Origin of the sequence: Bradyrhizobium rifense, from assembly GCF_008123425.1 — a bacterium.
GTDB classification, from domain to species: Bacteria; Pseudomonadota; Alphaproteobacteria; order Rhizobiales; family Xanthobacteraceae; genus Bradyrhizobium; species Bradyrhizobium rifense.
In genome coordinates this window covers 110,891-136,926 of sequence record NZ_VSSS01000031.1, presented here as the reverse complement: position 1 = coordinate 136,926, position 26,036 = coordinate 110,891, and the positions used below count along the sequence as shown (strand labels likewise).

The window sequence follows — 26,036 nt, the reverse complement described above, 5'->3', positions numbered from 1 at the left end:
CCAGCCTCGACGGGTCAAATGGCAGGGCCGATTTGCGCATGCCCTCGAGCGGGTCGCGCAAGTCATTGAAATCACAAACGCCGGCTACTGTGCATGGGGTTGTTTTGTAGGTTCTGTTTTGATGCAGCCAAAAAAATGACCTCTCCCGATGGGGAGAGGTCAAAAATTGCAACGTCAGATTTGACTTGGGTGACCGGGTCTATTCCCAGGACCAGGCCGAGAAATCGTTCTCGAACTGCGGGACTTCCTTCCAGACGCCCTTCAGCTTCTTGTTGATGACCGTGGGCCATTGCGGCTGGAACAGGTAGCCGGAGACTGCGTCGGTTGCCAGCATGCGCTGGGCGTCGCCGAGAAGTTTTGCGCGGCCGGCCTCGTCAGGCGTCGACACGATCTGCTTGTAGAGCGCGTTGAAGGCGTCGTTGTTGTAGCCGAGGTAGTAGTCCGGCTCGGTGATCTTGACGAGGTCGAACGGCTCGACATGGCTGACGATGGTGAGATCGAAATTGTGCGGACCGTTGGGCGCGAACACCTGCGACAACCATTGTGCCCATTCGACGTTCTCGATCTTGGCGACGATACCGACCTTGGCGAGCTGGGCTGCAAGGATCTCGCCGCCCTGTCGTGCATAGGGTGGCGGCGGCAGCTTCAGGCTGAGTTCGAGCGGCGTGGTGACGCCGGCTTCAGTCAGCAGCTTCTTCGCCTTCTCGGGGTCGTAGGGATTGACGCCGGTGGTGTCGACATAGCCGAGCGAGCCGGGCGTGTAGAAGCTGCCGATCGGCGTACCGAAACCTTCGACCGCGCCCTCGATCATCGCCTTGCGGTCGATGGCCGCGAGGATCGCGCGGCGAACGCGGACGTCATCGAGCGGCTTCTTCCGCTCATTGATGGCGACGAGGGTCTTGGCCTTGGATCCGCCGATCAGCACGGTGAAGCGCGGATCGCTCTTGAACTGCGCGACGCCGCGGGTGGTGACGCGCGGGAACGCGTCGACGTCACCGGACAGCAAAGCCGCAATCTGCGCGGCGGGTTCGCCGATGAAGCGGATCGTCACCTTCGACAGCTTGATCGCGGCGGCGTTGCGATAGTCGGCCCATTTGTTCAGCGCGAGCGAGGAGCCCTTGACCCAGGCGCCCAGCTGGTACGGCCCGGTGCCGACCGGCTGCGTCACGTTGGTCGCAGCACTCTTCGGCTCGACGATCGAGCCGCTCGCCTGCCCTAGCAGGAACGGCAGGTTCGGCTCCGGATATTTCAGCGTGAGCGTGATCGTGTCGGCGTCGGTCGCGTCGACCTTCTCGAAGGCCTGGAACAGGCTCTTGTCCTTGTTGGTGCTGTTCGCGGCCGCGTTGCGCTCGAACGAGAATTTGACGGCAGCGGAATCGAACGCCTCGCCGTTCTGGAATTTGACGCCCTTGCGCAGCTTGAACGTATAGGTCTTCAGGTCGGGCGACGCGGTCCAGCTCTCGGCGAGCAGCGGGGAGACCGAGCCGTCCTCGTTGATCTTGGTCAGCGTCTCATAGATGTTGTAGAGCGTGACCTCGGCGATCGCCGCGGCGGCTGCGTTGGTGGGATCGAGCCCCGGCGGCTCCAGCGTCATGCCCATGACGACGCTGTCCTTCTTGCTCTGCGCCAGCACCGGCAGCGGCGCCGCGGCCAATGCTGCGGCAAAAGCGACGATCGTTAGCTTCTTCAACATGCCTGACTCCCCAGCCTTCTTCTGTCGTCTTGAGGCTACGCCAATCCCGTAGCCGACATTAACCTTCCACGGCCGCCTGCGGCAATGCCATCACGGCCTCCGCCTTGTGGCAGGCGGCGAGATGTCCCTCGCCCACCCTGCGTAGCAAGGGCGGAACCTCGCGGCAATGCTGGTCGGCGAGCAGACAGCGCGCCACATAGGGGCACCCGGCAGCGGCCGCCGATTGCGAGGCGATCGCCTGGGCCCCGCGCCGGCGCCGACCCCCGCCGGGGCGTGCGCGCGGTATCGCGTCCAGCAGCGCCCGCGTATAGGGATGGGCGCAGCGCTCGAACAGATCCTCCGGCCGCCCCTGCTCGACGACCCGGCCGAGATACATCACCGCGACCTCGTCGCAGAGATAATCGACCACGGCGAGGTCGTGGCTGATCAGGATGTAGCTCAGCCCGAACTGCTCCTGCAGGTCCTGCATCAGGTTCAGCACCTGCGCCTGCACCGAGACATCGAGCGCGGAGACCGGCTCGTCCGCGACGATCAGTTTTGGTTGCGTGATCAGCGCGCGCGCAATCGCAATGCGCTGCCGCTGCCCGCCCGAGAACTCGTGCGGATATTTGTCCATGTCCGCTTCGCGCAAGCCGACCTGCTTCAGCACCGCGGCGACGCGGGCGCGGAACGTCGTGCGGTCGGCGTCATCCAGCACGGTGAGCGGCTCGGCGACGATACGCGCAATGGTCTGGCGCGGGTCGAGCGAACCGTAGGGATCCTGGAACACCATCTGGATATCGCGCCGCGCGCGGCGCAATTCATCCGGAGAGATGCGGTTGAGATCGCGTCCGAGCAGCGAGACCTGCCCCGCGGTCGGCCGCTCCAGCGCCATCACGACGCGCGCAAAAGTGGATTTGCCGGAGCCGGACTCGCCGACGATGCCGAGGCTCTTGCCGGCGGCGACCTGCACGCTGACGCCGTTGAGCGCGCGCACCTGACCGGGCGGACGGAACAGGCTTTCGCGCCGCAGCGTGTAGCGCTGCTGGAGATCCTTGACGTCGAGAAGCGGTACTGCGGTCATGCGGACAGCGCCCCGACATTTGCGGCCATCGAGACATCGGTGCGCACACAGCGCACGACATGGGCGGGACCGACCTCGACCATCGGCGGCAGCGCTACGCGGCATTTGTCCTCGACCAGCGGACAGCGCTCGCCGAAGGCGCAGCCTACCGGCAGATCGGCGAGCTCCGGCACCGTGCCGGAGATTGTCGTCAACCGCGTCCCCTTGCGCGCGCCGAGTTTCGGGCGCGCGCGGAACAGGCCCTGCGTGTAGGGATGGCCCATGCGGCGGAACACCTCGTCGGTTGGCCCGCTCTCGACGACGGTACCGCCATACATCACCATCATGCGCTGCACGTTCTCGGCGATGACACCGAGATCGTGCGAGATCAGGATCATCGACATGCCGCGTTCCTCGACGAGGTCGGCGATCAGATCGAGGATCTGGCCCTGGATGGTGACGTCGAGCGCGGTGGTCGGCTCGTCCGCGATCAGGAGATCAGGCTCGCAGGCGAGCGCCATCGCAATTGTGACGCGCTGGCGCTGGCCGCCGGAGAACTGGTGCGGATAGGCATCGATGCGCCTTGCGGGATCGGGCAACCCAACCCGATCGAGCAAGGCGATCGCCTCGCGCCGCGCATGCGCGGCGGAATATTTCTTGTGACGGCGCAGCGGCTCGGCGACCTGATGCCCGACCGTGTGCATCGGGTTGAGCGCCGTCATCGGTTCCTGGAAGATCATGCTGATGCGGTTGCCGCGCAAGCTGCAATAATCCGCATCCGGGAGCCGCGCGAGCTCGCGTCCATCCAGCTTGATACTGCCGGTGATGACCGCGCTGTCCGGCAGCAGTCCCATCAGTGACAGCGCCGTGACCGACTTGCCGCAGCCGGATTCGCCGACGAGCCCGAGCGTCTCGCCGCGCTTCAGTGCAAAGCTGACGCCGCGCACGGCCTGCGCCGGGCCGCGGCTGGTGTTGAGGCGGACGCCGAGATTGTCGACTTCGATCAGCGGCATGGTTGCGGGATCAGCCATCGTCACCGCTCCCGCGCCAGTCTGGGATCGAGCAGATCGCGCAAGCCGTCGCCGAGCAGGTTGAGGCCGAGCACCGCGATCGCGATCGCAGCACCCGGATAGACAGCGAGCATCGGCGACTGGAACAGCATGGTCTGCGCATCGTTCAGCATGCGGCCCCAGGACGGCTGCGGCGGCTGCGTGCCGAGGCCGAGATAGGACAGCGCGGCTTCGGCGAGAATGGCGAGCGCGAACTGGATGGTCGCCTGCACGATCAGGATCGACAGGATGTTCGGCAGCACGTGCTCGATAGTGATGCGGAAGGCGCCCTTCCCCGAGGCGCGCGCGGCCAGCACGTATTCGCGCGCCCAGATCGCATTGGCCGAGCCGCGCGTCAGCCGGGTCAAGGTCGGGATCTGAAAAATGCCGATCGCGATGATCGAGGTCAGCATGCCCGGCCCCGCGACCGCGGCGAGCATGATCGCCGACAGCACGGCCGGAAAGGCGAAAGTGAAATCGGAGAAGCGCATGATGATCTCTTCGGTCCAGCCGCGCTTGGCCGACGCGATCAGGCCGAGGCAGACGCCGAAGGTAAGACCGATGCTGACCGCGATGATGCCGACAAGGATGGTGGAGCGGGCTCCGGCAAGCAGCAGCGAGACGATGTCGCGGCCGAAGGAATCGGTGCCGAGCCAGTGCGCGGCCGAGGGCGGCCGGAGTTTCGAGGCGATATCGATCTCGTAGGGCGACCACGGTGTCCACACCAGCGAGAGCGCGGCCGAGGCGACCACCAGCAGGCTGAGCACGCCGCCCAGCACGAAACTGCGATGGCGGAGCGCGCGGCCCCAAAACGTCTTGGTCGGCAGAGGACGCGGTACGATCGGCGCGTCAACCGAAGTTGTCAGCGGAGCGCTCACAGGTCGTGCACCTTGATGCGGGGATCGATGAAGGCATAGAGCACATCGACCACGAAATTGACGATGACGACCATGGCTGCGAGCAGCATCACGCAATTGCGCACCACGATCAAGTCGCGGTTGGCAATCGACTGGAAGATCAGCCGGCCGAGGCCCGGCAGATAGAACACGTTCTCGATCACGATGGTGCCGGCAAGCAGATTGGCGAATTGCAGGCCCATCACCGTCATCACGGGAATCATGGCGTTGCGCAGCACGTGGCTCCACAGCACCTCGCGCTTGCCGAGCCCCTTCGCGCGTGCCGTGCGGACGAAGTCTTCGCGCAACACTTCCAGGACCGCAGAACGCGTGACGCGAGCGAGGATCGCGGCCTGCACCACCGCAAGCGAGATCGACGGCAGCAGCAGCGATTTGACGCCGGGCCAGATGCCATCCTCCCAACCGGCGAAGCCGCCTGCGGAGAGCCATTGCAGCCGCACGGCGAACAGCAGCACCAGAAGAATGGCAAACCAGAAGTTCGGCAGCGCGATGCCGATCTGGGTCAGCGACATCACGCCGACATCGCCGAGCTTGTTGTGGTTGGCGGCGGTGTAGATGCCGGCCGAGAGCGCCAGCACCACCGTGATCAGCATCGACATGATCGCGAGCGGAATGGTCAGCACCAGCCGCTCCGCGATCAGGCTGCCGACCGGGGTGCCGTAGACATAGGAATTGCCGAGGTCGCCGACGACGAATCCCTTGATCCATTGCAGGTAGCGAACCGCGAGCGGCTGATCGAGCCCGAGCTTGACCGTGAGCGCGCGCACCGCATCGGCCGAGGCGTCGGCGCCCATCAGCATTTGCGCGGCATTGCCCGGCAGCGCGTCCAGCACCAGGAAAATGATCACGGATGCGCCGACCAGCGTCGCCAGCAATGTCAGGACACGTCGGAGGACAAATACGCTCATGCGCGGTCGGATTCAGGGCTCATCAGCGGCACGATCAACATGTCCGGACGCCGGACGCAAGCCTTTTGCGGCCCATCGTCAACTCCTCAATCCGGCCGGCGGGCGAGAAGGTCGTGCGAGGCCTCGAACAGCGCGCTGACGCGCAGCAATTCCGCGTCGGCCCGGAAGCGGCCGACGAGCTGGAGCCCGATCGGCAGGCCGTCGCGACCAAAACCGCAGGGCAGACTGATCGCGGGGTGGCCGGTCATATTGAACGGCATGGTCCAGGGGAACCAGTGCGGCCGGACGCTGTCAAACTGTTGACCGTCGATCTCGATGGTGCCGAACAGATCCTGGTCGATCGGCAGCGCAGTGCGGGTGATGGTCGGCATCGCCAACAGATGCCCGCGCGCAAGCAGGGATTGCACGCGGCGGAACAACGCCGTGCGCGCGAACATCGCCTCTTGATAGTCAACGCCGCTCACATTGGTCGCGAGCGCGATCTGCTTGACGAAGGCTTCGCTGAGGGCATCGCGATGCTCGGCCACCAGCTTCGAGAACCGCGAGCGCCAGACGGTGTGGTTGATGGCGCGCCAGATCGGCTCGACGTCGTAACCCTCGCCGGAGAACTCTTCGAGCTCGGCGCCCAGACTCGCGAGCCGGTCGAGGCTCGCCTCGAACGCTGTGGCAACATCCGCCGATACCGGGCGGTCGGGCGGCGAGGCGCAGAACAGGATTTTCTGCCCGCGCAGATGACCACGCGGGGCAGCGCTGCCGATGAAATCGGGCACGGGCACACCGATCGACCAGGGATCGCAAGCATCCTCGCCGGCCATCGCCTGCATCATCAAGGCAGTGTCGGCGACGGTGCGCGTGGTCGGCGTGACATAGGTCTGGTTGCCGAACGCATCGAGCGCCTGGCTGTGCGCGATCATGCCGTTGCTCTGCTTCAGGCCCACGACGCCGTTGCAGGCGGCGGGAATCCGCGTCGAGCCGCCGCCATCGGTGGCAATCGCCAGCGGCGCGATGCCGCTCGCCACCGCCACGGCCGCGCCGCCGCTGGAGCCGCCGGACGAACGCTCCGCGCTCCAGGCGTTGCGGGTGCGGCCGAACAATGGTGAATCGGTCAAGCATTTGCTGCCAAACTCGGGCGTCGTGGTCTTGCCGATCAGGATCGCGCCCTCGCTGCGCAGCTTTGCGACCGCGACCGCATCTTCGGTGGGGACGTTGTCCTTGTAGGGAACGGCGCCAAACGTCGTCTTCACGCCCTTGGTGTTGACGATGTCCTTGACGGTGACGGGAAGCCCATGCAGCAGGCCGAGCGGCTCGCCCGCCATCACCTTGCGCTCGGCCTCGCGTGCCGCTGCCATCGCCTCGTCACCACAGAGCGTGATGAAGCAGTTCAATTCAGGCTGGAGCGCCTCGGCGCGCGCGAGCACGGCGCTGACAATCTCGACGGGGGAGATCTGCTTGTTCGCAATCAGATGACGCAACTCGGTTGCGGACAGCAGACAGGGATCGCCGTTCATCGTCAGATCGTGCTCCGAAGCGGGCCGCCGTTGGCCCAATGCATTGACAATGAGAATGACAGTTTTGTTAACTCGGCGTCCAATACGATTTTGGTGGTCAACCCATACGATTTCGGTATGCCTATGGATCTTCACCGTCTTCGCTATTTTGTCGCCGTGGCCGAGGCGCGCAGCGTCGGCAAGGCTGCCGAGCGGCTGCGGATGGCGCAACCGCCGCTCTCGGTCCAGATCCGCAAGCTCGAGGCCGAGGTCGGCGCACCGCTGTTCCACCGCGGGACGCGCGGCATGGATCTGACGGAGGCGGGCCAGGCCCTGCTCGCGCGCGCCGGCGAGGCGCTGGCGCTGGCGGCCGACGGCATCGAGGCCGCACGTGCGGTCGCAGCCGGTCGTCGCGGGCGGATCTCGGTCGGCTACATGTTCGTGCTGGCGAACGCCGTGCTGCCGCGGCTGATCCCCGAACTGCGGCGATCCATTCCCGGCGTCGATCTCGATTTCGTCGACCTCAGCGCATCGACGCGCGAAGCACGGCTGCTCGACCGCAGCGTCACGGTCGCGTTGTGCATGCCGGCGATCCACCATCCAGAAATCCAGGTGGCGCGGATCGGCGCGCAACGCTTCATGCTGGCGATGCCGAACCGCTCGCCGCTCGCGCGTCTCGGCGCCGTGCCAATGGCGCGGCTGCAGGGCCGTCCGCTGGTCGCGCTGCCGCCGCCGGAGCGGGATCCCGCCTCTTCCGCGGTCGCAGCCCTGCTGCGGCGGCACCAGATCGTAATGCCGATCGCGAGCCGGGTGGAGACGGTGCATTCGGCGATGAGCCTGGTTCTCGCCGGCGAAGGTTTGGCAATCCTGCCTGCCTGCGCCAAGCTCGGCGCGCCGCGCGGCATCGTGTTCCGGCCGCTGTTGGACGCTGCCGATTCCATCGACATCGCCGTGTGCTGGCGGCGGGATTCGCAGAGCCCGCTGATCCCCAAATTTCTGAAGTGCGCCGAGAAGGTCGTCGCGCGGCTGTGATGCGGCCTACCAGCTCCAGCTGATCTCGTGGCTCCAGGGCGGATCGGCACCTGGGCGGGTGCAGGTCAGGCCGGCGCAGTTGGCGGCAAAGGACAGCGCGCGGCGGAGCTCGTCTGCGCCGATGTCCTTCAATTGTTGCCGGGCGAGGCGCCCCTGCTTGTGCAGGGCGAACAGCAACGCGGCCTGAAAGCTGTCGCCGGCGCCGATGGTGTCGGCGACCTCGACCTTCGGCGCCTCGACCTCGATCTGCCCTGCCTTCGCATGCCAGGCGATGGCGCCATTGTTGCCGCGGGTGATGACGACGAGACTTGTGCCCTGCCCCAGCAGCGCACTCGCGCGTTCCGGATAGGGCTCCTCACCAAAGAGATAGGCGAAGTCGACGTCCGACATCTTGACGAGATCGGCGCTCGCGGCGAACTCGATCATGCGCGCAAGATAGGCCGGCTTGTCCTTGACCAGATTGGGCCGGCAGTTCGGATCGAAGGAGATCGTCGATGAGGCCCGCACATCTGCGATCAGGGCCTTGGTCTCGGCGGCGCCCTGGTCGTTGACCAGCGTGGTCGAGCCGACATGGACGGCCTCGACTGTATCGAACGGGATGGTGCCGCGCCGAAAAATCCAATTCCGCGTCGCGGTCTCGGCGTCGTAGAAAGCGTAATGCGACTCGCCAGCGACGATGCGGACGAAGGCAAGCGTGGTCTGGTGATCGCTGCGGGTGGCGAGACCAAGCTCGACGTTCGACGCCGCGGCGTGATCCGCGATCATGCGTCCGAACAGATCAGTCGAGATGCCGCCGACAAAACCGGTCGGCGCGCCGAGCCGCGCGATGCCGATCGCGACGTTGAGACAGGAGCCGCCGACCGCCGGCATCGCCGCTTCGCGGCCATCGGCGTTTTTGGTCGGCACGAAATCGATCAGCGCATCGCCGCAGGAAATCAGCATCTCTTTCAACCTTTGGCGAGGTCGTGCATTGCGGCTCGGCTGCCGCGATCGACTTCGCGGAGCAGCTTATACACATCCCGCTTACGGATGTGAAACGCGGCCATGTCGGGCGCCGTCGGCTCGCTCTTGCGTCCGAGCGCCGACATTTTTGCCATGGTCTCGCCGATCGAGGCATAGGCCCCACCGGCAACCGCACCCAGCATCGCTGCACCTAGCAGCACGGGCTCCTTGGTCTGCGGCAGCGCGACGGTGAGACCGGTCGTATCGGCCATGATCTGGCGCACCAACGGACTGCGGCTGGCACCGCCGCCCATGATCATGATGCCAGCGTGCACGCCATGCGCAGCAAAGGCCTCGATCACCTCGGCGAGCCCGTAGGCCAGCCCGCACAGGCCGGCGATGAACAGCCGCTCCATCGAGCTGACATCGGTGTCGAGATCGAGGCCTGCGATCACCGCGCGCGTGTCGGGGTCGGCGTAAGGCGAACGGTTGCCGATGAACTCAGGAAGCACATGAACGTCACGAGCGAGCAGCGCGGCGCGGCTGGCATCGCCCGCGCGCGCGATGATGCGGCGCTCGAGGAACTCGATCAGGTCGACGCCCTCGCCGTGCGCTGCCGCGCTCGCCTCGGCGTGTCCCGGATGCGACTTGAGGAGATGGTCGATCGCAGCCCCTGCGGCCGACTGCCCACCCTCGTTGAGCCAGAAGTCCGGCACCATGCCGGAGTAATAGGGACCCCAGACGCCCGGTACGAAGCACGGCTCCTTCGTCGTCGCCATGATGCAGGCGGACGTTCCCATGATGTAGGCCAGGCGATCGCTGACATCGGTCGCGCCGCCCGCGCCGTCGCGGCCACCGATAGCGCCGATGCCGCCGGCATGGGCGTCGATCAAGGAGGCGCCGACCGGCGTGCCCGGTGACAACCCGAGATCGGTCGCAGCAGCGCGGGTCAGGCCCGAGCCTAGGCGAGTGCCGGGCGCGACGATCTCGGTGCCGATGCGGGCGTATTTTTCAGTAACGAAGTCCGACAAGCCGATGCGCTTGAAGAATTGCCCGCTCCAGCCGCCGCCGTCATGGGCGAGATAGCTCCACTTGCAGGTGACGGTGCAGGTCGAGCGTTGCAACGAGCTGGTCGCGCGCCAGGTCAGGTAATCTGCCAGATCGAAGAAATGACCGGCGGCGTCAAAACTCGCGCGCATGTGCCGCTTCAGCCACAGCAGCTTCGGCATCTCCATCTCGGGCGAGATCGAGCCGCCGACATAGCGGAGCACCGCGTCTTCGGTCTCGTTGATCAGCCGCGCCTCGGCGATAGCGCGGTGGTCCATCCAGACGATGACGTTGCGTTGCTTGTCGCCCGAAGAGCTGACCGTGACCGGCTCGCCCCTGGGATCGAGCACCACCAGCGAGCAGGTCGCGTCGAAACCGATGCCACCGACGCTGTCGGGCGCAATGGCAGCCTCCGCCATCGCGGCCCGCACCGATCTGACACAGGCATCCCAGATGTCGGACGACGATTGCTCGACGATGTCGCCGGCCTCGTGCCAGATCCGAATCGGATGCTTGGCGGTCGCCAGCAACGTGCCCGCCTCGTCAAACACTCCTGCCCGCGTGCTCGTGGTCCCCACGTCGACGCCGATATACGCTCGCGGCATTGTCGCTCCTGGAAGCTCTCGTCAGTTTTGACGCAAGCCTACCAGCAAGTGTAGCCGCCATCCACCAGCACGATGCTGCCGGTCATCAGGCTCGCGGCCTCGGAGGCCAGGAACAGGACGACCGAGGCGATCTCCTCGACCTGCCCCATCCGCCCCATCGGGGTTCCCCCGATCCAGGCGTCATACATTCTCGGGGTGCTTTTCACGAAGGCGTTGAGCGGCGTGTCGATATAGGTTGGGGCCACAGCGTTGACGCGGATACCGCGCGCGCCCCATTCGGCGGCCAGCGACTTGGTCAGATGGTGCACGCCGGCCTTGGAGGCGTTGTAGAAGCACTGTTCCTGCGGCTTGTTGACGATGAAGCCGGACATCGAGCCGACGTTGACGATGGCGCCGCTCTTGGCCTTGAGCATGTGCTTGCCGAACTCGCGGCAGCACCAGAAGGTGCCGTTGAGATTGACGTCAATGACGTTGAGCCAGTGCTCGTCGGTGACGGTCTCGGCCGGCGTTTCGCTGCGGGCAATGCCGGCATTGTTGACGAGGATGTCGACCTTGCCGTGACGGGCAACGAGATCATTGGCGACCTCCGCCACGCGCTTGGTGTCCGTGACGTCCATGATCGCGGTCTCGATGTCAAAACCCTTTGCCTTCAGGCTGGCCGTGGCGTCGCTGGCGACCTTGCTGTCGCGGTCACCGATGATGACCTTGGCACCGGCCTCTGCCAGCGCCTCCGCGCAGGCAAGCCCGATGCCCTGCCCGCCGCCGGTGATGAACGCGGTCTTGCCGCTCAGCTTGAATTTTTCCAGGTACATGGTCGACTTTCCGTTTCTTGTTAGTTCCGAAGCGCGTTGCCGCTTGCGTCGAAGCGGTGAATGCGCGCGGGGTCCGGTGCCAGCGACACATGATCGCCGGCATGCAGGCTCAATTCACCGATGTAGCGCGCCGTCAGCATGCCAAGTGGCCCGGCATCGACATAAAGAAAGGTGTCGCTGCCGAGATGTTCGGCGACCGCGATCGTTCCCTGCCAGCCGCCGCCGCCATCGCGCTCGATCTTCAGATGCTCCGGCCGTACGCCGATGGTGGTCGCGCCTTGCTGCTTGGCGGGCTCGCCGGTCACGAGATTCATCTTGGGCGAGCCGATGAAGCCGGCGACGAAGAGATTGGCGGGGCGCTCATAAAGCTCCAGCGGCGAGCCGTATTGCTCGATCTTGCCGCCGTTGAGCACGACGATCTTGTCGGCCATGGTCATGGCCTCGACCTGGTCATGGGTGACGTAGACCGCGGTGGTGCCAAGCTGCTTCTGCAGCCGCGTCACCTCGATGCGCATCTGCACGCGCAAGGCCGCGTCGAGGTTGGACAGCGGCTCGTCGAACAGGAACGCCTTGGGCTCGCGGACGATGGCACGGCCGATCGCGACGCGCTGACGCTGACCGCCGGAGAGTTCGCGAGGCTTGCGGTCAAGATAGGGCGTGAGGTTGAGCGTCGCGGCGGCGGCCTCCACCTTGCGGTTGGTTTCGTCTTTGGAGAGGCCCGCCATCTTCAGGCCGAAACCGATATTGCCGCGCACGCTCATATGCGGATAGAGCGCGTAGGACTGGAACACCATCGAGAGCCCACGCTTCGCGGGGGGCGTATCGACGACGTTCTTGCCGTCGATCAAAATCTTGCCGCCGCTGACGTCCTCGAGCCCGGCGATCAGCCGCAGCAGCGTGGTCTTGCCGCAGCCGGACGGTCCCACGAACACCACGAATGAGCCGTCCGCGATCTCGAGATCGGCGCCCTTGATGATGTGCACGGGGCCGAAGGATTTCTGCACGTCCTGAAGCGTAATCTGACCCATGATCCGGCAGCCCCTTTACTTTACCGCGCCGAAGGTGAGCCCGCGCACGAGCTGCTTCTGGCTGAACCAACCGAGGATGATGATGGGCGCGATCGCCAGCGTGGAAGCCGCCGACAGCTTGGCCCAGAACAGTCCTTCCGGACTGGAATAGGACGCGATGAACACCGTGAGCGGCGCGGCATTCGAGGTCGACAGATTGAGCGTCCAGAACGCCTCGTTCCAGGCGAGGATCAGATTGAGCAGCATGGTCGACGCCAACCCCGGGATCGCCATCGGCGTCAGCACATAGACGAGCTCGCGGCCGATCGTGGCGCCGTCCATGCGCGCGGCTTCGAGGATGTCGCGCGGGATTTCCTTGAAATAGGTGAACAGCATCCAGATCACGATCGGCAGATTGCCGAGGCAGAGAATGAAGACGAGGCCAATGCGGGAATCGAGCAAACCAAAACTCTTGTAGATCAGGTAGATCGGCACCAGCACGCCGACCGGCGGCATCATCTTGGTCGAGAGCATCCAGAGCAGGATGTCCTTGGTGCGCTTGGTCGGCGAGAACGCCATCGACCAGGCCGCAGGAATGGCAATCAAGAGCGCAATCAGCGTCGAGCCGCCGGCGATGATGATCGAGTTCATGGCATGGAGCAGATAGTCGCTGCGCTCCTGCACCGTCGCATAGTTTTCCGTGGTCCAGTGGAAGAACAGGAAGGACGGCGGAATGGCGAAGGCCTCAAGCTCGGTCTTGAAGCTCGCCAGCACCATCCACAGGATCGGGAAGAAGATCAGGAAGCCGAAGAACCACGCCCCGATCGTCGAGACCACCACCCGCTGCGTCGTTGACTTGCGCGCCATGATTTTAGGCTTCCAGGTTACGGCCGACGATGCGGACGAGGAAGAAGGCGACGACATTGGCGATGACCACAGCCACGAGGCCGCCCGCCGAGGCGCTGCCGACGTCGAACTGGATCAGTGCCTGCGAATAGATCAGGAAGGCGATGTTGGTGGTTTGCAGGCCCGGCCCGCCACCGGTGGTGACGAAGATTTCGGCGAACACGGTCAGCAGGAAAATGGTCTCGATCAGGATCACCACCGTGATCGGGCGCGCCAGATGCGGCAGCGTGATGTAGATGAAGGTCGAGACGGCGGTGGCGCCATCCATCTCGGCCGCCTCCTTCTGCTCCTCGTCGAGCGATTGCAGCGCGGTGAGCAAGATCAGCGTCGCGAACGGCAGCCATTGCCAGGCGACGATCAGGATCACAGCGAACAACGGCGCGTCCGTAAACCAGTCGATCGGCGTCAGCCCGACCAGTTTTGCGAGCCACGCGAACAGGCCGGACACCGGGTGCATCAGCAAATTCTTCCAGACCAGCGCGCTCACCGTCGGCATCACGAAGAACGGCGCGATCACCATCAGCCGCACGATATTGCGACCGATCACCGGCTGATCCATCAGCAGCGCCAGGGGAATGCCGAGCAGGATGGTCAGCGCCAGCACTGAGCCGACCAGCACCAGGGTGTTCTGGAGCGAGGCGAGGAAGGCGGGATCGGTGAGGAAGTAGCGAAAGTTTTCCAGCCCGACGAACGATTCCGAGCCGGGATCGAGCAGACTGTAATGCAGCGTCGAGAAATAGAGCGTCAGCGCCAGCGGGACGATCATCCAGATGAAGAGCAGCCCGACGGCCGGGGCCAGGAGCGACCGCGCAAGGAGTTGCGTTTGCCGGGTTGCCATCTTTGGCGTCTCCGCTCGGAGGAAGAAGGCGGCCATCCATCCGGGGTTGGAGGATGGCCGCAAGTTTGAGCTCAGGGAGAGCTCGGGTCTACTTGATGTAACCGGCGCGCTTCATCTCGCGTTCGGTCGCCGTTTGCGCGGCGGTGAGCGCCGCATCGACCGTCATCGATCCGGCAAGTGCCGCGGAGAATTGCTGACCGACCTGCGTACCGATGCCCTGGAATTCAGGGATCGCGGCATATTGCACGCCGACGTAAGGCACGGGCTTCACGGTCGGCTTGTTCGGGTCAGCCGCGTCGATCGAGGCCAGCGTCATCTTGGCGAAGGGCGCTGCCTTCAGGTAGTCAGGATTCGTGTAGAGCGAGGTGCGTGTACCCGGCGGCACGTTGGCCCAGCCCTCCTTCGAGGCCACGAGCTTGGTGTAGTCCTTGTTCGTCGCCCAGGCGATGAACTTCTCGGCGGCTTCAGTCTTCTTCGAGCCGGCGGGGATCGCGAGGCTCCAGGCCCACAGCCAGTTGGCGTTCTTGCCGAGCCCGGTGTTGGGTGCGAGCGCGAAGCCGACCCTGTCGGCAACCGTGGACTGACTCGGGTTGGTGACGAAGGACGCCGCCACCGTCGCATCGATCCACATGCCGCACTTGCCGGCGTTGAACAGCGCCAGATTTTCATTGAAGCCGTTCGAGCTCGCGCCGGGAGGGCCGGCGTCCTTCATCAAATTGACGTAGGTCGTGAGCGTCGTCTTCCATTCCGGCGTGTTGAACTGCGGCTCCCACTTCTCATCGAACCAGCGTGCGCCATAGGAATTGGCCATCGCCGAGAGGAACGCCATGTTCTCGCCCCAGCCGGCCTTGCCGCGCAGGCAGATGCCGTAGACGCCGCCGTTCTTGTCGGTCAGCTTCTTGGCAGCATCGATCACGAACTCCCAGGTCGGCTTCTCCGGCATCTTCAGGCCGGCCTTCTCGAACAAATCGGTCCGGTACATGATCATCGAGCTCTCGCCGTAGAACGGCGCGGCGTAGAGCTTGCCGTCAACGGAGACCGCATCCTTGATCTTCGGCAGGAGGTCGGCGATGTCGTAATCGGCGCCGAGATTGGCGAGCGGCACCAGCCAACCCTTCTTGGCCCAGATCGGCACCTCGTAGGTGCCGATGGTCAGCACGTCGAACTGGCCGCCTTTGGTGGCGATATCGGTGGTGACGCGCTGGCGCAGCACGTTTTCCTCGAGCGTCACCCATTTCACCGAAATGTCGGGGTTCGCCTTGGTGAATTCGCTGGTCAGGCCCTGCATGCGGATCATGTCGCCATTGTTGACGGTGGCGATCGTCAGGGTCGTTTCGGCCATCGCGGGGACGGCAAGCAGTACGGACGCGCCGCAGACGGCGCCCAAGACATGTTTCACGGTGACCTCCCTAGCCCGCGCTTTTGAGCATATGCCCACGCGTTGGGCGTATGTTCGGACGAGGTGCGACGCTTGTCAAGCAGGCGCGCAGCCGTTCCCGCAACTTATGAGTGCTGCGGTGCGGGATGGATGGGTGGGTGGGAGTCGTTCAGGTTGAGCGCTCGCGGCTTGCTCCACCTCTCCCGCTTGCGGGAGAGGTCGTATCGCATCGCAGATGCGATACGGGTGAGGGCTTTCGCCTCTCGGGAGGTCCCACTGCGGAGACACCTCTCCCAACCCTCTCCCGCAAGCGGGAGAGGGAGCGCACTTCCGGCGCCGCTGTAGCGAACGCCTTACCGCTCCAGGATCGCTCTCGCGGTAGCCTCGTCCGTGATCAGGCCGTTGATCAGACCCCCGTTCAGCGCCGCCGCGATCGCCGGCACCTTGGCCGCACCGACCGCGGCGCCGATGGTCGTGGTCTTGGCCGGGACCTCCGGCGGAATGCTGGTGAGGCGCTTGTTGGTGCCGGCCTTGAGCAGGCGGCCCTTGGAATCATAGGCCCAGCCGGTGATCTCGCCGATCGCGCCCTGCCGCATCATCTCGAACAATTCGTCACGCGTGACGAAGCCATCGACATGGACCTGGGCCTTCTGGTCCATCTGGCCGATGCCAACGAGGCGCAGATCCGCCTTGGCGGCGACCGCCTTGACCTTCGCGATCGGCTCGATGCGGACCATCTTGTTGCGCTCGTCCTCCGACGACATCAGGAACGGCAGCGGCATCGGGTAATGCCGCGCGCCGGTGCGGTCAGCGAGCCGGCCGACGGTGTCGTAGAAGCTCGCCGAACCGTCGGCGGAGATGTTGCCGACCAGCGAGACGATCTGGTGGTTGGGCCGGTCGATCGGCGTGACGCGCTCGACCGCCGCGCGCACCGCCCGCCCCGTGCCGAGCGCGACGATGACAGGCGTCTCCGAACGCAACGTCGCGTCCAGCAGATTGGCGCAGCGCTCGGCAATGCCGGCGGTGGCCTGCGGCGCCGCAGGATCGGCTGGCACCACCTCGCAATGGCTGAGGTCAAACCGCTGCTTCAGTTGCGCGGCCAATTCCATGCAGGCCGCGATCGGATGTTCGAGCCGGAACGTGATCAGCCGCTCGGCGAGGCACAACGACACCAGCCGCTGCGCCGAGGCGCGCGACACCTGGAGCATCTTTGCGATCTCGTCCTGGGTGTGGCCGGCAATGAAATAGAGCCAGCCGGCACGCGCGGCGTCGTCGAGCCTGGATTTTTCGTTCTCGACGGCCATGCGGCCTCACGCCTCCCAGAATTCGCTCATGCGCGCGAAGACCCGATCGGCCCCGGCGGCGGACAATATAGCGCGGCCGTCGCGGTTGCGATAATGGGCCCCGCCGACAAATCCCCAGACCATCATGCCGGCCGCCTTGGCAGCCTGCACGCCGCTAACACTGTCCTCAATCACCAGCGTGCGCGAAGGGCTGGCCTGCATTTTCCCGGCAGCGTGAAGAAAGAGATCCGGCGCCGGCTTGCCGTGCCTGACCATCTGCGCGGTGTAGAGCCGGTCGCCGAAATGCGGCGCGAGGCCGGTGACATCAAGCGACAACGAGACGCGGTCGAGGTCGCTCGACGATGCCACACAGCGCGGCGTCTCCAATTCGGACAGCACCGCGCCGACGCCGGGGATCGGCTGGAGCGCCCCCGCAAAGGTCTCGAGCACGCGCGCCTTCAGGTGCGGAAAGAAGTCGTCAGGCAGGGTCTGCCCGAGATCGCGATAGTGCTGCTCGATCGCCTTGGTGCTACGCCCGAGGAAGAGTTCAAGCGCCTGCTCCACAGTCAGCTGAAGGCCGCACTCCGCCAGAACCTCGGACAGGCAGCGGCAGCTCAACAGTTCGCTGTCGACGAGCACGCCGTCGCAATCGAAGATGACGAGATCGGGTTTTGGCCGGCTCCGGTCCATCCGGCCATTCGATCATATACCCAATTGATGAGCAATAGCTCAGGCCTCGCCGCGTCGATCCGGGGCAATCCTGGGCAGAACAAGCCGAAGGACCGTGCCCGCGCCCGGCTTGCTTTCGAGCTGGAGCTGTCCGCCCAATCGATCCACCACGATGCTGTGAACGATGTGCAGACCGAGACCGCTCGCACCATCGTGGCGGCGCGTCGTAAAGAAAGGATCAAAGGCCCGCCGCTCCACATCTGGCGGCATGCCGCAGCCGTCGTCGGCAAACGAAAGCGCAACATGCCCGTTGCCGGCCGCGGCGAGCGAGACATTGATAGTCCCTCGAATGGTCCCTCGTCCGTCGCCTGGGAACGCGTGTGTCATCGCGTTGACGGCGAGATTGGTCAGGACCTGCCCGAATGGCCCGGGGTAGCTGTCCATCGCAAGACCCGGCTCGCAGCGGAGGCTGAGCGCGATGTCACGCTGCCGCAATTGCCGCTCGAATTGGGAGAGAACCTGACCTGTCAGTTCGCCCGCGTCAAAATTTCGCCGATAGGACTCGGTCTGATCGGCCGCCACCTGCTTGAAGGATTGAACACGCTCGGCCGCTCGGTCGAGATTTGTGACCAGTTGTGCCGAAGCCTCGCTGACCAGCTTCAGGAACCTGATCAAGGTCGAACGCTTGAGATCGCCCCGCGCGACTTCCGCCGCAAACAACTCGGCCCTCCGCTGAAGTGTCGAGGCAACCGTCAGGCTGCTACCAAGCGGCGTGTTGATCTCATGAGCAACGCCGGCGACCATTCGCCCGAGTGCGGCGAGCTTCTCCGCCTCGATCAGTGAGGCCTGGATATCGCGCAAATGGCGAAGCGCCGTCTCGGCGGCATCCCTGGCGCTGCGGATTTCCCGCTCGGCGCGCTTGCGTTCGGTGATCTCCTCCGCAGCGACATTGACCGCAATGATCTCGCCTCCCTGCGTTCGCAGCGGATGCCAATAGGTGACCCAGGAGCGCTCCTCGACCTGATCCGCGCGCTGTCCCGCGACCTCGATGCCGATGACGGGTTCCCCGGTTTTGACGATCGACCGCACGATCTGTTCAACGGAATCGGCCAGAGCAGGCACACAGTCCCTGACGGAATGCCCGAGATGGCCTTCAACCGATATGCCGCAGATCTCGGTCAGGCGCTGGTTGATCAGGAGATAGCGGCAGTCGCGCGACAGGCAGGCAAGCCCGATCGGTGCGGTATCGTAGATCAGTTGCAACGCGGGCGTCGTCGAGACCAGCATCACCTCCGACGCCGACAGCGATAGCGGTGTACTCGTCACGCAAGTTCCCCGTGTACGCTACGTCAGACGCATGAAACTAGGACGGAGTTGGCTATCGGTTGATCTAAATCAACGATGCACGCGGGCTCGGCCCGGGAGATGTCCGGGACGCAGATTGCCGGTAGAATGGGCAAAGCGAAGCGTGCCCACCATTTCTGCCCGATATCGCGGAAAGACGGTGGGCACGGCGCAAGAGCGCCTTTGCCCACCCTACGGCACTGCCGATGTGGCTACCGTCGCTGGTTGTACACGTCGATGCACACCGCACCCAGCAGCACCAGGCCCTTGATGACCTGCTGATAGTCGATGCCGATGCCGAGGATGGACATGCCGTTGTTCATCACGCCCATGATCATGGCGCCGACCACGGCGCCGCCGACGCGTCCGACGCCGCCATAGGCCGAGGCTCCGCCGATGAAGCAGGCGGCGATGACATCGAGCTCGAAGCCGAGGCCCGCTTTCGGGGTCGCAGTGTTGAGGCGCGCCGCAAAAACCAGGCCGGCGAGCGCGGCCAGCGCGCCCATGTTGACGAAGGTGAAGAAGGTCAGCCGCTCGGTCTTGATGCCCGACAGGCCTGCCGCCTTGGCATTGCCGCCAACGGCATAGATCTGCCGGCCGATCACGGTGCGGCGGGTGACGAAGCCATAGAGCGCGATCAGCGCGCTCATGATGACCAGCACGTTGGGCAGGCCGCGATAGGTCGCGATCAGATAGGTGAAGTACAGCACCGCACAGGCGAGCACGATGCTCTTGCCGAGGAAGAACGCGTAGGGCTCGACCTCGATACCGTGCGAAACTTCCCGCGTGCGGCTCTTGGCGCTGGCATAGACCAGTCCCAGCGCCAGCACCGCGCCGATCAGCATGGAGGTTGGATGCAGCGTGCCGGCCTCGGGCAGCAGCTCCGGAATGAAGCCCGACGACAGCTTCTGGAAGGTCGACGGGAACGGGCCGAGCGACTGGCCCTGCAACACGGCGAGCGCAAGCCCCTTGAACACCAGCATGCCGGCCAGGGTCACGATGAAGGACGGGATCTTGAAATAGGCGACCCAATAGCCCTGCGCGGCGCCGATGGCCGCGCCGACCGCGAGACAGATGATAAAGGCGAGCGTGTAGTCGACCTTGTAGGTCACCATGAGAAGAGCCGCGACCGCACCGACGAAACCCGCGACCGAGCCGACCGACAGGTCGATATGGCCGGTGACGATCACCAGCAGCATGCCCAGCGCCATGATGACGATGTAGCTGTTCTGCAGCACCAGATTTGTCAGGTTGAGCGGCTGCAGCAGCGTGCCGCCGGTCATGACCTGGAAAAACAGCATGATCGCGAGCAGCGACATCAACATGCCGTAGTTGCGCAGGTTGTTCTTGATGAAGCTGCCGTGCCGGCGCTCCTCGGGCAGCGAAACCGTCTTGTCGGTCATGGCTGCGATCCTCCCATCTCCGCGGCCTCGACCGCGCCGTTTCCATTGCTTCGTTCGTTGCGCATGATGGCACGCATGATCTTTTCCTGTGTCGCCTCAGCGCCCGGGAACTCGCCGACGAAGGCGCCGTCGTTCATGACGCAGATGCGGTCGCAGATGCCGAGCAGCTCGGGCATCTCCGAGGAGATCACCACCACGCCGCGGCCGGCTTCCGCAAGCTCGTTGATGATACAGTAAATCTCGTATTTGGCACCGACGTCGATGCCCCTTGTCGGCTCGTCGAGGATCAGGACCTTGGGGTCGGTCATCAGCCATTTTGACAGCACGACCTTCTGCTGGTTCCCGCCGGAGAGCTGGCTGGTCTCCTGGTAGACGTCGGAACAGCGGATCCGCATGCGGTTACGGTAATCGCTGGCGACCTTCAGCTCGGCGATGTCATCGATCACCCGCCCCGGCGCGACCTGCTTGAGGCTTGCCAGCGTGATGTTCTTGCGGACGTCGTCGGCCAGGATCAGTCCGAGTTGCTTGCGGTCCTCGGTGACATAGGCAAGGCCGGCGTCGATCGCGGCGGCAACGCTCGTCAGTGCGATCTCGTGGCCTTCGAGGGCGATGCGACCGCTGATATTGGTGCCCCAGGACCGGCCGAACAGGCTCATGGCGAACTCGGTGCGGCCGGCGCCCATCAGCCCGGCGATGCCGACCACCTCGCCGCGCTTGACGCCGAATTTGACGTTCTTGATCACCTGCCGATCGGGGTGGATGGGGTGATAGACCGACCAGTTCGAAACCTCGAGCACGGGCTCGCCGATCTTCGCGCTGCGCTCGGGGAAGCGATGGGCGAGATCGCGGTTGACCATGCTGCGGATGATGCGGTCTTCCTGGATCGGCTCGGCCCGGCAGTCGATGCCGTCGACGGTGCGGCCGTCGCGCAGCACGGTGATGTGGTCGGCGACCTTGGCAACCTCATTGAGCTTGTGCGAGATCAGGATCGAGCCGATGCCTTGCTCGCGGAATTTCATCAGGCGTTCCAGCAAGGCGGCGCTGTCGGCCTCGTTCAGGCTCGCAGTTGGTTCGTCCAGGATCAGCATGCGCACCCGCTTGGACAGCGCCTTGGCGATCTCGACCAGCTGCTGCTTGCCGACGCCGAGATCGGTGATCAGCGTATCCGGCGATTCCTTCAGCCCGACCTGCGCAAGCAGCTCGCGGGTCCGCTTGTACACCTCGTCGCGATCGATCACGCCGAACTTCGACGGCGGATGCGACAGGAAAATGTTTTCCGCGATCGACATCAGCGGAATCAGCGCCAGCTCCTGGTGGATGATGATGATGCCGAGCGCCTCGGAATCGTTGATGTCGCGGAAGCGGCGCTCCTCGCCTTCGAAGACGATGGTGCCTTCGTAGCTGCCCGCCGGGTAGACGCCGCTCAGCACCTTCATCAGCGTCGATTTGCCGGCGCCGTTCTCGCCGACCAGGGCGTGGATCTGGCCAGCCTCGACCGAGAAGTTGACGTCGCGCAGCGCCTGCACACCGGAAAAACTCTTGCTGACGTTGCGCATCTCCAGCATGGCGGTCATAATTTTCATCCTCGATCGCGGCTAGTTCCCTCTCCCCGCAAGCGGGGAGAGGGAAAGGAGAGAGAGTCTTACTGGAACTGCGCCTTCTTGTAGTAGCCGCTCTCGACCAGGGTCTTCTCCCAATTGTCCTTGTACACCACGACCGGCTTCAGGAGATAGGACGGGATGGTCTTGACGCCGTTCTCATAGGTCTTGGTGTCGTTGACCGTCACCTGCTTGCCGGCCAGCGCGGCGTCGACCATGTCGGCGGTCACCTTGGCGAGATCGCGGGTGTCCTTGAAGATGGTCGAGTACTGATCGCCGCGCAGCATGGCCTTGATCGAGGGCACTTCGGCATCCTGGCCCGAAATGATCGGCATCGGCTGATCGGCGCTGCCGTAGCCCACGCCCTTCAGCGAGGAGATGATGCCGATCGAGAGGCCGTCATAGGGCGACAGCACCGCGTTGACCTTCTTGTTGCCGTAGTAGGCACTGAGCAGATTGTCCATGCGGGCCTGGGCGGTGGCGCCGTCCCAGCGCAAGGTCGCGACCTTGTCCATGCCCATCTGACCGGAGGCGACCACGAGCTTGCCGCTGTCGATATAGGGCTTCAGCACGCTCATCGCGCCGTTGTAGAAGAAGTAGGCGTTGTTGTCGTCGGGCGAGCCGCCGAACAGCTCGATGTTGAACGGACCCTTGCCTTCCTTGAGGCCAAGCCCCTTCTCGATCGATTCCGCCTGCAACACGCCGACCTGGAAATTGTCGAAGGTCGCATAATAGTCGACATTCGGCGTGCCGCGGATCAGGCGGTCATAGGCGATCACGGTGATGCCTTTTGCTTTCGCCTGCTTGAGCACGTCGGATAGCGTGGTTCCGTCGATCGCGGCGATCACCAGCGCCTTCGCGCCCTTGGTCACCATATTCTCGATCTGCGAGAGCTGGTTCGGAATGTCGTCCTCGGCATATTGGAGGTCAGTGTTGTAGCCGCGTTCCTTCAGCACCTTGACCATGTTGTTGCCGTCGTCGATCCAGCGCGCCGAGGATTTCGTCGGCATCGCGATGCCCACGGTCGCCTTCTCCTGCGCGGAGGCGGTGACGCCTGCGGCCATCGTAGCGGCGCCGGCCAGCGCCAATGCGAGAAATGTCGTCTTCAATTTCAACATGCTTCACTCCCTTTGGGTGTCAGACTTTCTTAGTGTCGTCGAGAACAGAGGTAAAGGTCGGCTTCGGATCTCCTATGCAAGCTTGACATCGGGCTCCGCGCGACCGCGCGCGGAGGCTTGTAGCAGAAAGGTGCAGCCGGCCTGCGGATCGGCGGCGCGCGCCTCGGCATCCATATCCTGCCAGGCCGAGGTGACAAGCAGGTGAGACAAATCGGCGCCGACGAACGCGGGGCAGCTCGCCTGCCTGGCCGGCACGCGCAGCGAGCGCAGGCGCTCGCCTTGCGGCGAGTAGACATCGACGCGGCCCGCGCCCCAGCAGGCGTTCCAGATTTGCCCGTCGGCGTCGCACACCGAGCCGTCGAGGCCGCCGATCCCGGTGTGGCGCAACAGCACCTCCGGCTCGCCGCGCGGCAGGCCGGTGGCGGGGTTGAGCGGCACCGCATAGAGCACGGCGCGCGCCGTGTCAGTGAAATAACCGATCGCGCCATCCGGCGAGAAGCAGATCGAGTTGGGAATGCTGATGCCAGGAAACAGTGTCGAGATCTTGCCGCGGTGGAGCGCGTAGATGGCCCCTAGCCCCCGCTCGGCCTTGCGCCCCATGGTGCCGATCCAGAACGTGCCTGATTGATGCACGCGGCAATCATTGGAGCGCGTCGCGGGATTATCCGCCTCGAGCGGGCAGAACAGCGTCATCGCGCCGTCGGCCACGCTGCGGATGTAGCAACCATCTTCCGCAACGACCAGCTGGTGTTCGGCATCGATCCGCCCAAGCGCGCTCGCCATCCGGCCAAGCGCATGGATGCGGATCGTGCCGCTACCAAGATGCGCCTCGAACAGGCGTCCCTCGCGAATATCAAACCACCACGCCGTATCGGTGGTGACATCATAGGTCGGACCTTCGCCGAGGTGACAGTGTTCGGCGGAGAGAACGGAGGTCGGCACCTCTTCCATCATGGCGCTCTCACGGCAAAGCGATAGACGGTGTGATGCCGATAGACGACGCCGGGATCGAGGCGCGGGCTCGGGAAATCAGGCCGGTTCGGTGAATTGGGCCACATGTGCGGCTCCAGGCACAACGCGTCCGACTGCCGGATCAGCTTGCCGCCCTTGCCCGAGATCGTGCCGTCGAGATAGTTGCCGGAATAGACTTGCAAGCCGGGCTGATCGGTCAACAGCTCCATGGTGCGACCCGAGCGCGGCGCCTCCAGCCGGGCCGCGAGCGCGAGCTTGCCGTCGCGCGCGAGACAGTAGGTGTGGTCGTAGCCCTTGCCGTTGCGCAATTGCTGATCGCTTTCGCGAATGCGCGCGCCGACGGCGCAGGCCTCACGGAAATCGAACGGCGTGCCGGCCACGGCGCGCGGCGGCTCCGGCAGCGGAATCGCCGTGGGATCGATGGCCAGGAAATGCTCGGCCTTGACCGTCAGCTTGTGGTTCAGGGTCGGCGTGCCCGAGGTCGCGCCTTCCAGATTGAAAAAGCTGTGGTTGGTCAGGTTGACGATGGTCGGACGGTCGGTCCGTGCCTCCATGGTCAACGACAGCTCTGCCGGCCCGGTAACGCGATAGGTCAGGCGCACATCGAGTTGGCCTGGATAATTCTCCTCGCCATGGGGGCTGGTGTAGGTCAGCGTGACCGCAGGGCTGGCGCCGTCGTCGAGCTCGGCAATGTCCCAAAGCTTGCGGTCAAAGCCGTCGAGGCCGCCATGCAGCGCATTCGGGCCATTGTTGATGGGAAGCTGGAAAGTCTCGCCATCGAGCGAGAACTGCCCGTTGGCGATGCGGTTGGCGTAGCGCCCGACGGTCGCGCCAAAAAACTTCCGTTCGGCGAGATAGCCGTCAAAGGCATCATGGCCGAGCACGACGTCGTCATGACCGCCCTTCGCGTCCGGCGCGATCAGTGCCTGGATCACCGCGCCATGGGTGATGATGCGAGCCTCAAACCTGCCCTCCCCGCGCAGCACGATGCGCTCGACCTTGCGTCCGTCAGGCAGCGTTCCAAAATCGTCTTTTGTTATTCTTGAGCCAGCCATGTCTAGTCCACAAACGGTTCGACGATGTTGCGCTTGCCGAGCAGGAAAGCGTCGGCAACGAGACGAAGCGGTGCCAGATCGACGTCGCTCGCGCCGGTCGCGGCGAGCTTGACGAAGTGCCGATAGAGCTCGCGATATTCCTCATCGGGTGCGTCGGCAACAACCTTGCCGTCGACCGCCATGATCCTGCCGCCGCGGGACAAGGTCATCCGGCCCTCGTCGGTTTCGACCAGAATATCCCAGCTCTGCGGCCCAGTCTGGCGGAAGTCGAATTCGGCCGTGATCGGCAGACCGTCGATATCAGTCAGCGTCAAATTGGCGGCAATCGGCGACTGGCAATTGGCTGGAAAGGCAAGCTCAGCCGCGGTGACAAACACCGGCTTCGGCAGGATGCGGGTCAGGATCGACAGCGCGTTGATGCCGGGGTCGAACACGCCGAGCCCGCCCGGCTCCCAGATCCAAGCCTGGCCGGGATGCCAGACGCGGACGTCTTCCTTCCAATTGATGTGCACCGATTTAAGTCGGCGCGCAACCAGCCACTCGCGAGCAGGCTCAACTGAGGGAGCATGGCGCGAATGCCAGGTCGCAAACAGGGTGCGCTTTGCCTCCGTCGCCATCGCGATCAACGGATCGAGCTCGGCAACGCCGATGCCGGGCGGCTTCTCCAGCATGACGTGCTTGCCGGCGGCGAGCGCCGCGGCGGCCTGGGCACGACGCACCTGCGGCGGCGTGCAGAGCGACACCGCGTCGATCTGCGGTCCCTTCTCCAGCAGTTCCTCGACGGTCGCGAAATGCGGCACGCCCGGCAGCGACGCGTTGCGGCTGGCAATTGCGGCGAGCATCGCGCCTGGCACTGCGGCAATCGCGCCGACATGCTGGTCGCGCGCAATCTTGCCGAAGCCGACGATGGCGATGCGAAGTTCAGTCACGC

At 64.6% G+C, this 26,036-nt stretch carries 23 protein-coding genes; 1 reads left to right on the top strand and 22 read right to left on the bottom strand.

All coding sequences use genetic code 11. From position 1 onward, the window contains the following. Positions 1-199: 199 nt before the first annotated feature. The 6 genes from FXB40_RS21000 to FXB40_RS20975 form a co-directional block, all read right to left on the bottom strand. Positions 200-1,693, bottom strand: coding sequence for an ABC transporter substrate-binding protein (locus FXB40_RS21000; protein WP_148774076.1), 1,494 nt, complete (start codon positions 1,691-1,693; stop codon positions 200-202). A 58-nt stretch (positions 1,694-1,751) separates the two neighbouring features. Further along, entirely contained in the window at positions 1,752-2,756 is a 1,005-nt protein-coding gene (locus FXB40_RS20995; RefSeq protein ID WP_148774075.1) for an ABC transporter ATP-binding protein, read from the bottom strand. Next, positions 2,753-3,766 carry an ABC transporter ATP-binding protein gene (locus FXB40_RS20990; RefSeq protein WP_187437023.1) on the bottom strand — a complete coding sequence of 338 codons (1,014 nt, stop codon included), beginning with the start codon at positions 3,764-3,766 and terminating at the stop codon, positions 2,753-2,755. Before FXB40_RS20990 ends, FXB40_RS20995 begins: the two co-directional genes overlap by 4 nt. A gap of 2 nt (positions 3,767-3,768) precedes the next feature. Then, a complete protein-coding gene (locus FXB40_RS20985; protein WP_148774073.1) occupies positions 3,769-4,662 on the bottom strand; it encodes an ABC transporter permease in 894 nt (297 codons plus the stop codon). Further along, positions 4,659-5,609, bottom strand: coding sequence for an ABC transporter permease (locus FXB40_RS20980; RefSeq protein ID WP_148774072.1), 951 nt, complete (start codon positions 5,607-5,609; stop codon positions 4,659-4,661). Before FXB40_RS20980 ends, FXB40_RS20985 begins: the two co-directional genes overlap by 4 nt. Before the next feature lie 86 nt (positions 5,610-5,695). Beyond that, a complete protein-coding gene (locus FXB40_RS20975) occupies positions 5,696-7,117 on the bottom strand; it encodes an amidase (protein WP_187437022.1) in 1,422 nt (473 codons plus the stop codon). 123 nt (positions 7,118-7,240) lie between these two features. Between FXB40_RS20975 and FXB40_RS20970 the strand changes: the two genes are divergently transcribed. Continuing rightward, entirely contained in the window at positions 7,241-8,128 is an 888-nt protein-coding gene (locus FXB40_RS20970) for a LysR family transcriptional regulator (protein ID WP_148774083.1), read from the top strand. Positions 8,129-8,134: 6 nt separating this feature from the next. Here FXB40_RS20970 and FXB40_RS20965 read toward each other — a convergent pair whose 3' ends face one another. The 16 genes from FXB40_RS20965 to FXB40_RS20885 form a co-directional block, all read right to left on the bottom strand. Next, on the bottom strand, positions 8,135-9,070 hold the full coding sequence (locus tag FXB40_RS20965) for a carbohydrate kinase family protein (protein ID WP_148774071.1): 936 nt from the start codon (positions 9,068-9,070) through the stop codon (positions 8,135-8,137). Positions 9,071-9,075: 5 nt separating this feature from the next. Further along, positions 9,076-10,722: an FGGY-family carbohydrate kinase gene (locus tag FXB40_RS20960; RefSeq protein ID WP_148774070.1), complete on the bottom strand. Its 1,647-nt coding sequence runs from the start codon at positions 10,720-10,722 to the stop codon at positions 9,076-9,078. A gap of 38 nt (positions 10,723-10,760) precedes the next feature. Then, complete coding sequence (locus tag FXB40_RS20955) at positions 10,761-11,534, bottom strand: SDR family NAD(P)-dependent oxidoreductase (RefSeq protein ID WP_148774069.1); 774 nt, start codon at positions 11,532-11,534, stop codon at positions 10,761-10,763. Positions 11,535-11,554: 20 nt separating this feature from the next. Next, on the bottom strand, positions 11,555-12,562 hold the full coding sequence (locus FXB40_RS20950; protein ID WP_148774068.1) for an ABC transporter ATP-binding protein: 1,008 nt from the start codon (positions 12,560-12,562) through the stop codon (positions 11,555-11,557). A gap of 15 nt (positions 12,563-12,577) precedes the next feature. After that, the gene (locus FXB40_RS20945; RefSeq protein WP_148774067.1) at positions 12,578-13,408 is read right to left on the bottom strand and encodes a carbohydrate ABC transporter permease; all 831 of its coding nucleotides are present in this window, start codon (positions 13,406-13,408) and stop codon (positions 12,578-12,580) included. Between the two features lie 4 nt (positions 13,409-13,412). Beyond that, positions 13,413-14,285, bottom strand: coding sequence for a carbohydrate ABC transporter permease (locus FXB40_RS20940; RefSeq protein WP_187437021.1), 873 nt, complete (start codon positions 14,283-14,285; stop codon positions 13,413-13,415). A gap of 88 nt (positions 14,286-14,373) precedes the next feature. Then, positions 14,374-15,627 carry an ABC transporter substrate-binding protein gene (locus FXB40_RS20935; RefSeq protein ID WP_246207781.1) on the bottom strand — a complete coding sequence of 418 codons (1,254 nt, stop codon included), beginning with the start codon at positions 15,625-15,627 and terminating at the stop codon, positions 14,374-14,376. A gap of 389 nt (positions 15,628-16,016) precedes the next feature. Then, entirely contained in the window at positions 16,017-16,967 is a 951-nt protein-coding gene (locus tag FXB40_RS20925) for a sugar-binding transcriptional regulator (protein ID WP_148774064.1), read from the bottom strand. Between the two features lie 6 nt (positions 16,968-16,973). Next, positions 16,974-17,636 carry an HAD family hydrolase gene (locus FXB40_RS20920; protein WP_148774063.1) on the bottom strand — a complete coding sequence of 221 codons (663 nt, stop codon included), beginning with the start codon at positions 17,634-17,636 and terminating at the stop codon, positions 16,974-16,976. Positions 17,637-17,675: 39 nt separating this feature from the next. Further along, positions 17,676-18,941: a sensor histidine kinase gene (locus tag FXB40_RS20915; protein WP_246207779.1), complete on the bottom strand. Its 1,266-nt coding sequence runs from the start codon at positions 18,939-18,941 to the stop codon at positions 17,676-17,678. Positions 18,942-19,171: 230 nt separating this feature from the next. Beyond that, positions 19,172-20,362, bottom strand: coding sequence for a multiple monosaccharide ABC transporter permease (gene mmsB, locus FXB40_RS20910; RefSeq protein ID WP_148774062.1), 1,191 nt, complete (start codon positions 20,360-20,362; stop codon positions 19,172-19,174). Next, positions 20,359-21,936 (bottom strand): multiple monosaccharide ABC transporter ATP-binding protein, encoded by a 1,578-nt coding sequence (mmsA, locus tag FXB40_RS20905; RefSeq protein ID WP_148774061.1) that lies wholly within the window; start codon positions 21,934-21,936, stop codon positions 20,359-20,361. Before mmsA ends, mmsB begins: the two co-directional genes overlap by 4 nt. A 68-nt stretch (positions 21,937-22,004) precedes the next feature. Beyond that, positions 22,005-23,078: a multiple monosaccharide ABC transporter substrate-binding protein gene (chvE, locus tag FXB40_RS20900; RefSeq protein ID WP_148774060.1), complete on the bottom strand. Its 1,074-nt coding sequence runs from the start codon at positions 23,076-23,078 to the stop codon at positions 22,005-22,007. Between the two features lie 72 nt (positions 23,079-23,150). Next, positions 23,151-24,029 carry an SMP-30/gluconolactonase/LRE family protein gene (locus tag FXB40_RS20895; protein WP_187437025.1) on the bottom strand — a complete coding sequence of 293 codons (879 nt, stop codon included), beginning with the start codon at positions 24,027-24,029 and terminating at the stop codon, positions 23,151-23,153. Next, positions 24,029-25,105 (bottom strand): aldose epimerase family protein, encoded by a 1,077-nt coding sequence (locus tag FXB40_RS20890; protein WP_148774058.1) that lies wholly within the window; start codon positions 25,103-25,105, stop codon positions 24,029-24,031. Before FXB40_RS20890 ends, FXB40_RS20895 begins: the two co-directional genes overlap by 1 nt. Positions 25,106-25,107: 2 nt before the next feature. Then, positions 25,108-26,034 carry a Gfo/Idh/MocA family protein gene (locus tag FXB40_RS20885; protein WP_148774057.1) on the bottom strand — a complete coding sequence of 309 codons (927 nt, stop codon included), beginning with the start codon at positions 26,032-26,034 and terminating at the stop codon, positions 25,108-25,110. Between the last annotated feature and the right edge of the window lie 2 nt (positions 26,035-26,036).